The following is a 14,433-nucleotide window of genomic DNA, read 5'->3' as shown; positions in this document are numbered from 1 at the left end:
TTCCCCCTACTGCTTGCGCGTGTATTCTGATTGGATTTTCCACCACCTTTTACTCCCCACAACTCCTTCTGTTATTACTTTACTTGGACTTGTGTGTACACCGTAGCCTACAAGGAGAGAGGTTTGGAGAGGGGTTTTCCAGATCCCGTGAAAAGTCAGGACTGAACGGAGATCATCGCCTTATATTCAGGGAACTATAAATATAGAGCTATATCTGCGTAATTCTAGGAGGAGTGATACGATGAAATTATTTTGGAATATCAGTTTTTACGGTATATTTTGGCTCTGGAATCTGACATTTCTAACGTGCGTTTATTTAGGAATACTACCATTTGTAGGTGTGCCATTAGTTGAGGCAACCTTAAGAGGTGATATCCCTACTGAATTTTCATTCACTTTTCTCGCCTTAATTGCCATTCCTAGTATTGCCAGTATTATCGGTGGCTGGAGATTTGCTAAACAACCTTTGCAACTTATTCGCCTATTTTATGGTGTAGAAGCACCGCTATTTGTGTTGTGTTTGTTGCGCTTATTTGTCATTCGAGAACTCACACCCGCTAGTAGTCAAATTATGCTCACAACTGGTGTTTGTATAGCTGCTTTTACTGGAGAATTATTTTGGGGTTTTGCTTCCCGACGCAAAAGTAGTTTGCAATGGGTACAAATGCTATCCCATACATTAATGCTGGTATTTGGCATTTATGCAGGTGCGGTGTTGTTATTTTATGCCTTACCTTTAGCAGTATTTTTGGTACAAGAATTTGTTAAATTTCAATGGGTAGAACCTTTATGGAATTTATTATATCACTCAGCTTTTTTCGGCGGTTTATTTCTTATTTTTATTTGGTTAGTTATTGTTGGTTTTAGTGCCACATTGTTTATTGCCATGCCATCGGCATTATCAGCAATGTATGTACATTCAGGAGTGAAAATTTTACGAGCTTTCGCTGCGGATCATGGTAAAAACAAAACATTTTTTGGTGCTGGTGCAGTTGTGGTGGCGTTTGCGGTGACTTTCCTCTCTTTACAACAACAGCCTCAAGTAATGGCGTTTTCGCTGTTAGCTAAAGTACCTACAAATGACAGCGATCGCCAAACACTATTAGCCAAATCAGAACCAATCCGCACGGGATTAGTTAACGCTTATTTATCTTCTTACCGCTACCTCAGCAGTAGGCAAGAAAATAATCACATCAGTGCTATGTATCGTCATGTATTAGGATTAGATAAATCAGTAGCTGATGGATTACAAACAACTTATAACTTTCTCATGTCACCATTTTTATATAATGGTACCGAAAAAGATATTGCTAAAGCAGAAAAACTCTACGCTGATTTTTTTGATACGCCTCTACAAAAAGCCGAAAAAACAACAGTTAGTCACGCAGTACAATCTACTTTTAATGAGCAAGAAGTTAAAGCGGGTTTATTAAATATTAACGAAAAAAAAGTTTGGTTGGCATCGCAACAAGTCACAGTCAAAGAACATAGTGATTGGGCTGATGTGGAATTGTACGAAGTTTATAAAAACCAAACACGAGAAGTTCAGGAAGTTTTCTACTCCTTTTCTTTGCCAGAAAGTGCTGTAATTGCTGGCTTATGGTTAGGAGATACTAATAAATTAGACCAACGTTTTCGCTTTGTTGTCTCTCCTCGCGGTGCTGCCCAGAAAGTTTATAATTCTCAAGTTAGACGAACACGCCCTGTAGATCCAGCTTTGCTGGAACAAGTAGGGCTAAGACATTATCGCTTACGGGCTTTTCCTATTCCTCCTAACAACGTACAACAAATAGAAGGGCAACCACAACTGCCTACAGAAATGCACCTATGGTTAACTTACAAGGTGATGGGACAAAATAAAGGTTGGGAAATGCCCGATTTAGGGGAAAGACGCAACATATTCTGGACTAATAAAACCAAGCGCATCCGCAATGGTAAAGAAATAGGTTTGCAAGAAGATGCTTGGTTAGAAGAATTCATCCCCGCTAGTGGCAAAATTCAGCCTACATTGCATGAGGTGAATTTAGATGAGGGCTACAAAATATTAGCCAAGCCTTTATCTAATCGAGATTACATCTTACCTAAAAATCAGCGTGTTGCCTTAGTTATCGACACTTCCCGCAGTATGGGAGAACATATAAAGGAATTGACAAATACATTATCTTGGTTGAGAAAAAACGGCTTTGCAGATAATGATTTGACAAATAACGATGCTGATTTATATATCAGTTTTTCCCCTGGGATTAGACCCAAAAGATTAGATGATATTCAGCAATTTCAAGCTGAAAAGATTGCCTTTTACGGTACGATTCAACCCCAAGAAATGCTGGAACAGTTTAATACTTTGCGTGGAGATACTGCTTATGATGCGGTTTTATTGTTGAGTGATGAAGGTAGTTATGAATTGTCGAAAAACAATAAAAATGTTCCCTCCACACCTGCACCTTTGTGGATGGTGCATCTAGGTGGATTGCCTAGCACTTATAACGATGGCATTATTAAATCCTTACAAGATAGTGGTGGTGGAGTTGCTGTTGATATTGCCGAAGTTCTACAAAGAATTGCCACCAAATCAGTTTTGGGTGACTCTGTTGTGAATGTCGTCAATGATTATGCTTGGTATCTGCAAAAATTAGATCCAGCAGTTGCAACTACTAACCAGCAAGATGATTTATTACCATTAGCAGCCAGACAACTAATTTTAGGCTTGAGTAAAGAAATTAAGTTAGACAACCTCAAAAGTTTGGATGCAATTCACGCTGTAGCCAAAAAGTACAAAATTGTTAGTCCTTATTCTTCAATGTTGGTATTAGTCAACGATGAACAGAGACGGTTACTTAAAGAAGCGGAAGCCGAAAGCGATCGCTTTGACCGTAAAGTTGAGAATGGTAAGGAAAATCTCTCTAAACCCAATAACCCCTTGAAAGTCAGTGTACCAGAAGCGTCAGGAGGATGGCTTGTGGGTGTGAGTGCGATCGCTCTATTCATCCTTGTGAAGCGTCGGCGTTAATCATCAAATTCAGATGGCTAATTGGTAATAGTTTTTTACTATTACCAATTACTACATATATTGGCACAATTTATGATTGTGCCTTTTTTTCTAAAATCTGTTCACGGAAATATAAAAACACCGGAAAAGAACAACATAAACCAGAAGCAAAAGTCAGAAGAAAGTAGATTAACAACCAACGGCGAGACAATCCCAGTCTTTTTAGTTCTACAAATGAGAAAAACAAAAAGACAATTATAGAAATTAGCAAATCTGTGACAAAAGTAGTCGAAACATTATTCGCCAGTGCTTGCTGGAAGAAAAACTTTGTATATACACCATGCTGAATCACAAATTGTAACAGCAAAATCCAAGGTGTAATAAAACCAATAATTCCCAGCAAAAGATAAAGCGATTTTACTGACAGAATTTTTGGGGATTTAGAAGACTGTAAATAAGTTGGATTGTACATAGTTTGACTTGCTCCATCTCGTTGCTTTGATTATGAACACCAGAGATAATAAAAACAATTACCTGACAGGTAATGAAAATTGTCAAAATAGCGATCGCTACAAATGCAAACTACAGCCAACCGAGATACTTCCTTTGGTAATCTGCTGAAATACTGGCGTAATCAACGCAATTTTAGCCAACTCGATTTGGCTGTAGTCAGTGAAGTATCTCAGCGACACATCAGCTTTCTCGAATCAGGTAGAGCAAAACCCAGTCGAGATATGGTTGTGCAACTTGCTGCTGTGCTAGATGTTCCTCTGCGTTACCAAAACGTCATGCTGACTGCTGCGGGTTTTGCGCCCATTTATTCCGAGCGTGATTTATCAGCATCAGAAATTGCACCTATCCGCAAAGCTTTAGATTTCATTTTGCGACAACAAGAACCATACCCAGCACTGGTAATGGATCGATACTGGAATCTGATTCAAAGTAATACCGCAGCGCAGCGACTAATCCATTGGTTAATTAATCCCCAGCAGCTACAAAATATGTTTGATAGCAATAGCAAACTTAACTTGATGCGATTGATGTTTCATCCTCAAGGATTAAAACCGTTTATTGCTAATTGGGAAGAAATCGCCAACGATCTGATTCAACGCGTATATCGTGAAACTTTAGCAGAAGGTTGTAGTCAAGAATCTCTCAATCTTTTCCAACAACTGCAAACCTATCCAGATGTGCCGCAAATGAGTCACATCCCTAATGTTTGTACTTGGCAAATGCCATTACTGACAGTACAGTTTGTCAAAAAAGAATTGAGTCTAAGTTTATTTTCGACAATTGCCACTTTAGGAACTCCTCATGATATAACCTTACAAGAACTACGAATTGAAAGCCTGTTTCCGGCAGATGAGTTAACAGAAGTAAATTTGAAAAAGATAGAAATATCCTCTGATGACAATCATGAATAAATATGGAAAAAATCTGATATTTATGCGTCGCAAAAGGGCTTTCATCCTTGAAAAATTTATGGTTATATGGAATTGATAGATATAGCTCTAGCTAATTACCGTTGGTATCGTCGCCTGAGGGGTGGAACATGGTGGCAAGTAGAAATTCCCTTGTTTGACGGTTCTCAAATCTTTTGGGTACATAATTTACCAGAATCTGAGTGCTATGTTATGCAAACAGAGCAGTACTAGCTGATTATGATCAATAATTAGAAGAATTAGATACCCTTAAATCCCATACCCATTTCTGCCTTTTGTTCCGTCGGTGTTGAAGTAACTGGGGATAACGCAACTTCGTGCGATATCCTACGTCTGTTGCTAACTTGGCTGAGAAACATACCAAGCAAAATTAAGCTACCACCCAGGTAATGAGCCATATTAGGGACTTCGCCTAATATCAAATAAGCTGCAATGATACCTGCAATGGGAGTAAACGAGCCAACCAAGTATGCTGTAGATACAGTAGTAGATTTCAAGCCTATTGTCCAAAAAGACTGCCCAACTACTACAATTAACCCACCATATAGGAACATCCATTGCCACAAGAAAGGTGAGAAAACATCAACAAAATGATCATTACCATAGAGTCCTAAAGCCAGGAAAAAGAAGATTATAGTTCCCAGTGCAGTCCGATAGATACTGTAAATTCCTAGAGGGATTTGAGAAAGATATTTTTTACCAATAATTGTAGAAATAGCGATAGCGACAGATCCGGCGGCTACTAAAAGTTCTCCTAACCCCAATTGCAAACCTCCCGTATTCATTATGGTTTCCCCTGGAGGCTGGAGGAGAATAGTGAGGGTGACACCAACAAAAGCAGCGATCGCTCCCATAAATTCCCCAAAACTTACCCTTTCTTTTAACAACCAGACTGATAAAGCCAAAGCCAGAGGTGGTTCCAATCGTCCCACTAAAATAACGTTATTCACTCCTGTAAGTGCCAATGCTTGGAAAATTAAGCCAGGGGCTAGCGCTCCTGATAAGATAGCCACTGCTGTTAGACTCACCCAATCCTTCTTTGATAGTTGCTTTAAAGTCGCTTTATTCCACTGTTTGCCATAAATGAATAGCATAACTATCAAAGCACACAGGTTTCCCACAAATAAAACATTACACAAAGAAATGGGATTACGACCATCGATAAAATGACTAGCACCAATTTTTGTCACCTTACGAGTAACTGCACCAGATGCCCCAAAAATAAGGACTGCTAGCCAAAGATATATTTGTCCTGAAAGTCCGGAAATTAGGCGATGTTGGTTTCTAGGCTTGATCACAATAACATAACAGCAATAAAAGCATCGCTCACTATATTAATTTGATTAAATATAATTGATAATGAGATTTTGCTGAGAAGAAGCTTAAAGAAAGCTTGGATCTGCCATTATCATGATTTCCTGAGAAAAAGCTGAGAATTAACTAAATATGATTAACGAATAAACTCATCAAAATCATGACTGATTTTCAATTATCCTTTAGCTGTAAATGTCATAGTTTAGATGAGCGAGATAAGTTAAATATTTAGGAGCTAAAAATGAAACTCGTCCCCTTAATCACAACTGTTGCTTTGACTGGTTTTTTAACGGTTTGGGATGCACCATTGAAATTGATAAATCCTGCCGCAATTCAGGCTTCGGCTCAAGAATTATCTGTCAATCAAAGAATAGAATTACTGACTAAAAACAAGGGTCAAATTGGTAGTGGTGATCAGTTACGTCGTTTCTTTTTTGGAGATTTGGAACCAATCGGTATCCAGCCAGGTGGAGCAGGTCATGTAGTTAATCTTTATAATAAAGCCAACAATGTGACCTTTTCTTATTGTTCTACCTATGATGTGATTGTTGCTGTTAAAAAAGGTAAGATAACTAAGTTTGAAGCTAATGAAGTGAAATAGTTATAGTAATTATATTCATTCTTAAATCCCCGTAAATAATTTTAGGGGATTATTTTTTAATTATTATATACAGTTTGAATTTTTGGTTTCATGCTTTTCAGGCAATAGTATTCATGTTTTTACAGATATCATTATTTCCGTTTTCTTAACTCTTCATACAAGGATTTAACTGATGAATCTCAAACACTCTATCATACTATTTCTTGCATCTTTATCAATATTTGGCTATGTTCAAGAAGCATCAAGTAAGTCATTTACTACAAGTGATATAACGACCAATGATAGCAGTCTTAGACTATCAAACCAGATAAAGACCCTAGTTTATTCTCAAAATAAATCTACAAATATAAATACCGTCAAATCTGGCACATTCATTTCTGGAGAACACACAACTCAAGGAACAGCGCGCATCATTACCAAAGAAGGAAAATCATTTATTGAGCTTGATAAATCATTTAAAACCTCTAGATCAGGCCCGGATTTAGTAGTAGTTTTGCATCGTTCTCATAATGTAATTGCTTCAACTAGACCACCGGTATATCCTTTAAAAAGAGGAGATTATATTATCCTTGCTCCCTTAAAAAAATTTAGTGGCGCTCAAACTTATCTGATTCATAACAACATTAACTTAGCCGATTATAAATCTATTGCTATCTGGTGTCGTAAGTTTAATGCTACTTTTGGTGCTGCTAATTTTAGTGGTTAAATTTAATGTCTTTGGCTGTTACGTTATATTTAAGAAGCTTGATTTTATGATCAACGCCTGATTTAACAGTCAAAACAAAACCAGAACAGTGAAAAAAACTAAAAAAGATTGGACAAATATAGATCCATGTTCATTGCAGATACGCCTAACGATTGGGATGGCTTCATTTTCGGCTTTGGTGTTAGGTAGCCTCGCTATCTGGACTAGTTGGAAGATGCAGCAAATTTTAATTGATAGTCGTAAACATGAGGTAGAGCAAATAGCCAAGCGTTTACCACAAGATGTGCAACTCTATAGTGAAATGATGCAGCCGGAAACGGGGTTACAAAAGGCTATTGACAATTTAGCTAATACAAATATTTTATTATGGCTGAAAAGTCATGACAATAAAATATTAGCAAAAGCTGCTACTTTAAATTTATTATCTAATTCCATAGTATCTGAGTTAATGACTTTAACTCAGATGCCAATTAAACCACAAGTTTATAAAATAAATCAAAGCTATTTTGTTTTATATAGTAACTCTGTAGAAGTCCAGGGTAAGTTGTTGGGTGAGTTATTTGTGGTTAAAGATATTACCCGTGAACAAACAATGTTTATGGTAATGGTGCAGAGTTTAAGTATTACTAGTATTCTGGCAATTATTGTGCTTACCGTGGCAATCGCCTTGTATATTAGGCGCTCTCTGCAACCTTTACGCCAACTAAGTCAAATGGCTGCTGTTATTTCCCCAGAAGATTTAGGCCAAGCACAGTTATATCTTGACAATGCACCCAGTGAAGTCAAAGAATTAGCTCAAACCTTAAATATGCTGTTATTGCGCCTCTTCCAATCTTGGGAACAGGAACGAGAATTTGTCAGTAATGTTTCTCACGAATTACGCACACCTTTAACGATTGTACATGGTTATTTGCAGAGCGTCTTAAGGCGGCAAAATAATTTAACTCCTACTCAACAAGAAGCTTTAGAAACTGCTGCATCAGAAGCCGAACGCACCATCCGCCTACTACAAGATTTACTTGATTTAGCACGAGCAGATAGTGGTTATTTGCACTTTCAAATGAAAAATTATGTGCTGAATGACTTAGTTGAAGAAATTGTAGTCATGGCTGAAAAATATAGCGATCGCCTAATTACTATCGAATCCACAACTTATCCAATTGAGGCGAAAGTAGACTATAGCCGCCTCAAACAAGTATTACTAAATTTGATTGATAATGCTATCAAGTATTCTGAAGATGGTACACCTATAGTATTTAAACTAGATCAACTCCAGGACAAAGCAATTATTCAAGTTTGTGATCAAGGTTATGGTATTCCTTTGCAACACCAAGCCAGAATTTTTGAGCGATTTTACCGCGTAGATGAATCTCGCTCTCATGCAACTGGGGGTTCTGGCTTGGGTTTATCGATTGTCAAGACCCTAGTAGAAGGTATGGGAGGTAGCGTGAGTGTGCAATCGAAGTTAGGAGAAGGAAGTATGTTTACAATCAGTTTACCTATATAGCTATTAACGTAAATTTATCCCCAGAAAGAATCAGGAATAAGTAAATTTTACTTCTCAGTCATAACTCTTAACTTTTACCACATATTTTAACTCTGATCATAAATATCGATTCGGGCTGTGCCAGCCAATAGGAATATCTCCCTTTAAATCAATTCTTATAGCAGTTACTCCATAAAGCACTATGTTTTTCACGGATGTCTATATTAACTTGATAAATTAAGGATTTTTAAACAGTAAGTTAAAAAATAATACTTTAATCATCGTCACTAAAATTTTATAAAAATCTTGTATGTGTTGTTATTTTTATAGTGAAATTTAGTATTTTGATAATACGAGTTTGAGTAAGCACTTTTACTTGGAAAATACTGATTTCAGGAGAAAATATGACAGCACATATTCTTTTGGTTGAAGATGAAGTTAAACTAGCGCGATTTGTGGAATTAGAACTGAGTAGCGAAGGATATAAAGTCAGCACAGCCCACGATGGCATTACCGGACTGACCTTAGCACGAGAGTCATTGCCAGATTTAGCCGTGCTTGATTGGATGTTACCAGGGTTATCGGGTTTAGAAATTTGTCGCCGTCTGCGAACAACAGGTAATTCAGTACCAATAATTTTGTTGACAGCAAGAGATGAAGTGAGCGATCGCGTGGCAGGATTAGATGCAGGAGCTGATGATTATGTAGTTAAACCTTTTAGTATTGAGGAACTTTTAGCAAGAGTTCGCGCTCATCTACGCCGCACACAAGAAACAGATGAGGACTTGTTGCAGTTTGAAGACTTGAGTTTAAATCGCCGTACTCGTCAAGTGTTTCGAGATAAACGAGCAATTGATTTAACAGCAAAAGAGTTTGATTTATTAGAGTATTTCCTTTCACATCCCCGTCAGGTTTTTACAAGAAACCAAATTCTAGAGAAAGTTTGGGGTTACGATTTCATGGGTGATTCTAATATTATCGAAGTTTATGTTCGTTATTTACGCCTCAAGTTGGAAGAAAATCACGAGAAACGCTTAGTTCATACAGTGCGTGGTGTGGGGTATGCACTACGGGAGTAGAGAGTCTGTTTTGACTTTCCCACGCATAAAAACCGATGAGATTGTTGATTTATCCAGTCCACTTACTATGATTAGTTTCCCAACTATGTCAGAGATGGATCTGTCTAGCAACTTTCTGCTTTAATTGCTGTAAACCCTCCTTGAAAATGACAACTATTAACTTACTTTACTGGTTAATTTTTATGGCTTGTTTGGCAGTTTTTAGCTGTTTCCACAGGTAGTGAATTTGCTTATAGGCTTCTTCTGGAGAAATTTTGCCATTAGTTTGTAGGCCGCATATATAGTTTACCCGTTGTGAAAATTCTTGAAGATGTGCATTAAATGCCAAATAATCTGTATTGAATTGTCCATAATATGGACTACGAGGATAGAGAAAGTCACATAGGTCGGAAAGAAAATCTGTGTTTGTATTCATAGGAATATAGTAAATTTTATGTAAAACGTTTAATGGTTTGCGAATCTGACGGTAAACCGAAAAAATCTCATATAGCATTTCTCATGTTATTGCGGTACATGAAGTTAGGGGTGAAAAGCTATGTGTATCTCATGTAATTGGGAACTGCTATATACACCCCTAAAAAATACTTACTAGTTTTTCCAGTTCGGGGAAACTAATTGAGATTTCAGCATTTGTTGTAGATGATAGGGTTGCCAAAAGTTCAACAGTCGTTCACCAACTGTTTGAGGATAAAAATAGTGAAAAAAATGATGTCCTTTAGGACATTCCCAAAGATGATCTTCTGGCTTTAAGTAGTTGAACCAATCTTGTAATGCAGGTGAAGTGACAATGGGATCATTTTTGCTACCGCATACAATCAATGGCATAGTTACGCCACCTTGGGGTAAATGTACTAACTTGAACAGAGAGTGTAACAAAGGAGATTGTTCTAAATCTTTGTTTAACACAGCTACTAATTTTTTAGTAGTATGAGATGGTTGTTCACCAAAAAGATTACGAACAATGTTTGCCAAAATTTGCTCACGACTGATGGTAAAAAGTTGTCTTTGTAGGTAGTAGTGTGCGTGCCAAGTATTGGCGGGTTGAGAAGCTACAGCTAAGAGAGTGAGCGATCGCACTTTTTTCGGATAACGACGAGCAAAACTAAGAGCGATCGCACCACCCGCAGCATGACCTGCTAAATTTACAGGATAAGGACACTGTGCCAAAAATTCTTCTAGTAAGGCTACAGCCTCATCTATCGAACTACCTTCATCTTTATTCTGACGATATTCCCACTGTGCCACATTCACATATTTCGATATGTATTGTAATAGTGGCTTATCAAAACGCTGCAATATCGGACTAGAACTTATCCAAAGAACATCGAGATCATCAGACATAAAGACCCTACATTATTAGGATGAAAAATCATCAATAGTCAACAGTCAAAACTATAAAATGTTGACCATTGACGCTTAGTTTAGTATGCCAGTTGCATCAATCTGCACTGCATCTGTGTCTATTTTTGATTCTTTACCATCAGCTAACTTGCCAGATTTTCAGTTGTCAACTTACAACTGAAAACTCTTTATAAACCAAATTCAGACTTTAATTGAGAAACCCAAGTTTTGATGCGATCGTCTGTTAAGTCAGATTGATTATCTTCATCAAGTGCTAGTCCAACAAATTTGCCATTTCTTAGCGCCTTGGAGTCATTAAAATCGTATCCTTCAGTTGACCAATAGCCTACAGTTTTACCACCGCATTGGGAAATCTTTTCTTCCAAAATACCGATCGCATCTTGAAAATTATCTGCATAGCCTATTTGGTCACCAGTACCAAAATAAGCAACAACTTTACCGTTGAAATCTACGTCATCTAATTCAGAATAAATGCCTTCCCAATCGCTTTGGAGTTCGCCAATATTCCAAGTAGGGCAGCCAATAATCAGATATTGATACTCATCAAAATCAGCAATTTCTGCTTGGGAAATGTCGTGTAATGTCACCACATTATTACCAAACTCATCCCGAATAATTTCCGCCACGGATTCAGTTTTACCAGTTTGAGTACCGTAGAATAAACCAATTTTTTTCGACATTGTAACACCTGATATTTAGAGAAACAAACTAATATTCGATAACAACAAGAAAGCAAATAATGCTTTCCCATAACTACTGACAGTCAACCCAGCGTTAAACTCTCTCCAAGACGGTATCTACAGTTTGATCTCTTCTACCCACACCCCAGTGCAAAGTTGTGAAGTCTTACAAGGGTAGATTTTTAATGAAATCATGAGTGATACCTATAAGACCAAGGACAGAATCATAGTTTCATCAACCCTTACACCCTTATTGATATCCCTACACCCTAAAACCAGTGTTTTAGAGATAAAGCGTAAAAAAATACACTTATTAGGATTGCCATGTTTAACCGCTTATTGAAATAAATATTCAATAAGCTGTGGAAATATATTATCAGATTTATTGAGATTTTATTGCATTAGTCAATTATGAATTTTTGTAACAGATGTAGAGGTATTGCATTAGGGGAACACCAAAAAATAAATTATTCCAAATTGACGGTTAATAGGGTGCGTCAGTATAAATAAGTTCTTGGTACAACTAAGCTTTCTCGCACTGACGCACCCAACCTAATTGGATGTTTTTTATCTGGAAGTCCCTACCAGCATGGTGGATAAGACTCAGACCATGTTGAATTTGGGATTGGAAACCGCTTGGTGTATGACAATCCGATTTGATTTTTGCTGGCGTAGACTGCGCTTGCGCTGAAAAATCTAAGTAGATGTAGTGGCAATACGGTTCGGATAAGCAGGGGGTGCAGGGGAGGCAGGGGAGGGAAGAGAGTTATTATTAAGCAATTTCTCTTCCCCTGCTTCTATTCTCCCCCTGCACAAGAACAGCTCGCCTCAACAGATAACTCTGTTAACCGAACCGTATTGGATGTAGTGGTGGCAAGCTTCAAATAGTTCATAAAACATAGTTATTTATGTAGTGTGGACAGCTTGCGCGTCCTGTGCAGACAAGATGTTCGCACCAAAAGTTAGCCTTGCGATGCCACTACGTGTATTTCAAAAATCCAATATTAGTCCTCTATTTAGTATAAATATGAAATTTTGATAAAGTTATTTTGTGGTTTTTATATTGTACAAGAATAAAAATTAGCCAGTCTGGCTACAGAAAGAAGCTTGTCTTTGCTAGAGTATGAAAGGTAAAGAGATGACAGTCTTAATTGACCTACCTTTACTATACTTTCAAGAGCATTCAAAGCAGACTGAATCAATTAGTCTGCTACTTCCTAAAACGCTGTTTTTGGATTGGCAATGCTTCGTTTGGGGTAAGTTTATCGCTACACTTTCTCCTAGTGGAAAAAGCCCAAATAGGCTAATAAATATTTGTAGATTTCCTCTGTTTTTACCTCGTACATATTCATGTACGAGGTATTTTTATCAAGCGATCGCTGATTTATCTACCTGAATTTATCCCAACTACTCCAACAATAATTAAAGCCATAGACATAAACTTTACCAGTGTCATAGATTCACGAAACAAAATCAGACCAATACCAGCAATTAAAGTGGTTCCCAAGCCTGACCAAACAGAATAAGCAATACTGATGTCGATTTTTTTGAGTGATAGTGTCTGAAAAATAAAACAAAGTCCATAAAATACAAATATCAAAATAGAAGGCATCAATTTATTAAAGCCCTCTGACAATTTCATGCAGGTTGTACCAGAAACTTCAAATACAATTGCTGTAAGCAAATAAATTAAACTTGTTGACATATTTGTGCTGATTTTTTGACAAATAAAAGATGTACTGTCAGCAGAAATATATAATTGCTTCTGCCTCACAAGTATCTTATGAATTTATCTTTCACACGTCTGCTATCTGGACAACAGCTATGAAGCTTAATCTCTCCAATTTGTTCTAGAAGTCAGGAATCTAAGATTATAGAGTTTACCGAACAAGAAAATATCGGCTTACCGTACTTTAAAACACTTAACTTTTTGGTTCGGTCATCATCATCAATTAGGTGGTAAAACCCGAATTTACACTGACTTTGTTCCTGAATATGATGAAAAAAAATCAAACATCAACCCATAGAGTTGATTCCCCGATTACATCTTATAGGAGGCAAAGATATGACAATTGTACGTTGGAACCCTTGGCAAGATTTAAACACTTTACAACGTCAATTAAATCAGTTATTTGAGGAAGATATGCTACCTTCTACACTATTAGAAAGAAGCTTAACTAAAGTTCCACCTGCTGAATTACAAGAAACAGCAGAAGCAATTCATCTGAAACTAGAACTTCCGGGGATTGATGCTAAGGATATAGATTTACAAGTCACCGATAAAGCTGTTTATATTAGTGGTGAACGTAAGTCTGAAGCTAAGGGTGCTGTCAGAAGCGAATTCCACTATGGCAAATTCCAACGCGTAATTCCTTTACCTGCACGCATTCAAAATACCAATGTCAAGGCAGAATATAAGGATGGCATCTTGAATTTGGCACTACCTAAAGCCGAAGCAGAAAAAAACAAAGTAGTGAAAATTAATTTGGAATCTGTAGGCTAATTATGCCTTGATGATTGGCATTTTACCCGTCCCAAATAATAGATAATAAACGGCGATCGCCTATTCTCATATATTGGCTGGCGATCGCATTTACTTTGGACTATTCATACAAAACTTCGCTATTGCTTCTACAAAACTCTCAAAAGAACTAAAATCTGTTGAAACAGAAGTGTTGAATGTTAAGAAAAAGCCAATAAAAATAGCCCAAAATATGTTAGATTTTGGGCGAAGGATTAAAATATTTTAGTTTAACAGTGATTATAAATTCATT

14 protein-coding genes are annotated in these 14,433 nt (G+C 37.2%); 8 read left to right on the top strand and 6 right to left on the bottom strand.

Annotation, left to right across the window (positions count from 1 at the left end; translation table 11 throughout):
- Positions 1-241: 241 nt before the first annotated feature.
- A complete protein-coding gene (locus tag H6G18_RS23635; protein WP_190409530.1) occupies positions 242-3,010 on the top strand; it encodes a TIGR02921 family PEP-CTERM protein in 2,769 nt (922 codons plus the stop codon).
- 70 nt (positions 3,011-3,080) lie between these two features.
- Here H6G18_RS23635 and H6G18_RS23630 read toward each other — a convergent pair whose 3' ends face one another.
- Positions 3,081-3,461 carry a DUF2834 domain-containing protein gene (locus tag H6G18_RS23630; protein ID WP_190409529.1) on the bottom strand — a complete coding sequence of 127 codons (381 nt, stop codon included), beginning with the start codon at positions 3,459-3,461 and terminating at the stop codon, positions 3,081-3,083.
- A gap of 103 nt (positions 3,462-3,564) precedes the next feature.
- On the opposite strand from H6G18_RS23630, the gene H6G18_RS23625 reads away from it, so the two are divergent.
- Together H6G18_RS23625 and H6G18_RS23620 are read left to right on the top strand one after the other, a co-directional pair.
- Positions 3,565-4,413: a helix-turn-helix domain-containing protein gene (locus H6G18_RS23625; RefSeq protein WP_190409528.1), complete on the top strand. Its 849-nt coding sequence runs from the start codon at positions 3,565-3,567 to the stop codon at positions 4,411-4,413.
- A gap of 66 nt (positions 4,414-4,479) precedes the next feature.
- Positions 4,480-4,644, top strand: coding sequence for a hypothetical protein (locus H6G18_RS23620; protein WP_190409527.1), 165 nt, complete (start codon positions 4,480-4,482; stop codon positions 4,642-4,644).
- Between the two features lie 26 nt (positions 4,645-4,670).
- Here the strand turns inward: H6G18_RS23620 and H6G18_RS23615 are convergent, their stop codons facing one another.
- The gene (locus H6G18_RS23615) at positions 4,671-5,729 is read right to left on the bottom strand and encodes a DMT family transporter (protein ID WP_190409526.1); all 1,059 of its coding nucleotides are present in this window, start codon (positions 5,727-5,729) and stop codon (positions 4,671-4,673) included.
- Between the two features lie 257 nt (positions 5,730-5,986).
- Between H6G18_RS23615 and H6G18_RS23610 the strand changes: the two genes are divergently transcribed.
- The 4 genes from H6G18_RS23610 (at position 5,987) to H6G18_RS23595 (ending at position 9,617) form a co-directional block, all read left to right on the top strand.
- A complete protein-coding gene (locus H6G18_RS23610; protein WP_190409525.1) occupies positions 5,987-6,346 on the top strand; it encodes a hypothetical protein in 360 nt (119 codons plus the stop codon).
- A gap of 172 nt (positions 6,347-6,518) precedes the next feature.
- Positions 6,519-7,052, top strand: coding sequence for a DM13 domain-containing protein (locus H6G18_RS23605; protein ID WP_190409524.1), 534 nt, complete (start codon positions 6,519-6,521; stop codon positions 7,050-7,052).
- A gap of 88 nt (positions 7,053-7,140) precedes the next feature.
- Positions 7,141-8,559, top strand: a complete 1,419-nt coding sequence (locus H6G18_RS23600; protein ID WP_190409523.1) for a sensor histidine kinase — start codon at positions 7,141-7,143, stop codon at positions 8,557-8,559.
- 383 nt (positions 8,560-8,942) lie between these two features.
- Entirely contained in the window at positions 8,943-9,617 is a 675-nt protein-coding gene (locus H6G18_RS23595; RefSeq protein ID WP_190409522.1) for a response regulator transcription factor, read from the top strand.
- A 166-nt stretch (positions 9,618-9,783) separates the two neighbouring features.
- Here the strand turns inward: H6G18_RS23595 and H6G18_RS23590 are convergent, their stop codons facing one another.
- From H6G18_RS23590 to H6G18_RS23575, 4 genes are all read right to left on the bottom strand, one after another.
- A complete protein-coding gene (locus tag H6G18_RS23590) occupies positions 9,784-10,032 on the bottom strand; it encodes a DUF7219 family protein (RefSeq protein ID WP_190409521.1) in 249 nt (82 codons plus the stop codon).
- Between the two features lie 173 nt (positions 10,033-10,205).
- A complete protein-coding gene (locus tag H6G18_RS23585; RefSeq protein ID WP_190409520.1) occupies positions 10,206-10,958 on the bottom strand; it encodes an alpha/beta fold hydrolase in 753 nt (250 codons plus the stop codon).
- 188 nt (positions 10,959-11,146) lie between these two features.
- The gene (gene fldA / locus H6G18_RS23580; protein ID WP_190409519.1) at positions 11,147-11,659 is read right to left on the bottom strand and encodes a flavodoxin FldA; all 513 of its coding nucleotides are present in this window, start codon (positions 11,657-11,659) and stop codon (positions 11,147-11,149) included.
- A gap of 1,384 nt (positions 11,660-13,043) precedes the next feature.
- On the bottom strand, positions 13,044-13,364 hold the full coding sequence (locus tag H6G18_RS23575) for a DMT family transporter (RefSeq protein WP_190409518.1): 321 nt from the start codon (positions 13,362-13,364) through the stop codon (positions 13,044-13,046).
- Between the two features lie 360 nt (positions 13,365-13,724).
- Between H6G18_RS23575 and H6G18_RS23570 the strand changes: the two genes are divergently transcribed.
- The gene (locus tag H6G18_RS23570; RefSeq protein ID WP_190409517.1) at positions 13,725-14,162 is read left to right on the top strand and encodes an Hsp20/alpha crystallin family protein; all 438 of its coding nucleotides are present in this window, start codon (positions 13,725-13,727) and stop codon (positions 14,160-14,162) included.
- The last annotated feature ends 271 nt before the right edge of the window (positions 14,163-14,433 follow it).

This window comes from Anabaena subtropica FACHB-260, assembly GCF_014697105.1.
Lineage (GTDB): Bacteria > Cyanobacteriota > Cyanobacteriia > Cyanobacteriales > Nostocaceae > Trichormus > Trichormus subtropicus.
This window is presented reverse-complemented; position numbering and strand designations above follow the sequence as displayed.

Bases quoted from the DNA above. Each gene is read 5' to 3' on its own strand.
- H6G18_RS23605 (WP_190409524.1), top strand. From the start codon at position 6,519: ATGAATCTCAAACACTCTATCATACTATTTCTTGCATCTTTATCAATA.
- H6G18_RS23590 (WP_190409521.1), bottom strand. From the start codon at position 10,032: ATGAATACAAACACAGATTTTCTTTCCGACCTATGTGACTTTCTCTAT.
- H6G18_RS23585 (WP_190409520.1), bottom strand. From the start codon at position 10,958: ATGTCTGATGATCTCGATGTTCTTTGGATAAGTTCTAGTCCGATATTG.
- H6G18_RS23595 (WP_190409522.1), top strand. From the start codon at position 8,943: ATGACAGCACATATTCTTTTGGTTGAAGATGAAGTTAAACTAGCGCGA.
- H6G18_RS23575 (WP_190409518.1), bottom strand. From the start codon at position 13,364: ATGTCAACAAGTTTAATTTATTTGCTTACAGCAATTGTATTTGAAGTT.
- fldA (WP_190409519.1), bottom strand. From the start codon at position 11,659: ATGTCGAAAAAAATTGGTTTATTCTACGGTACTCAAACTGGTAAAACT.
- H6G18_RS23625 (WP_190409528.1), top strand. From the start codon at position 3,565: ATGCAAACTACAGCCAACCGAGATACTTCCTTTGGTAATCTGCTGAAA.
- H6G18_RS23610 (WP_190409525.1), top strand. From the start codon at position 5,987: ATGAAACTCGTCCCCTTAATCACAACTGTTGCTTTGACTGGTTTTTTA.
- H6G18_RS23620 (WP_190409527.1), top strand. From the start codon at position 4,480: ATGGAATTGATAGATATAGCTCTAGCTAATTACCGTTGGTATCGTCGC.
- H6G18_RS23635 (WP_190409530.1), top strand. From the start codon at position 242: ATGAAATTATTTTGGAATATCAGTTTTTACGGTATATTTTGGCTCTGG.
- H6G18_RS23630 (WP_190409529.1), bottom strand. From the start codon at position 3,461: ATGTACAATCCAACTTATTTACAGTCTTCTAAATCCCCAAAAATTCTG.
- H6G18_RS23570 (WP_190409517.1), top strand. From the start codon at position 13,725: ATGACAATTGTACGTTGGAACCCTTGGCAAGATTTAAACACTTTACAA.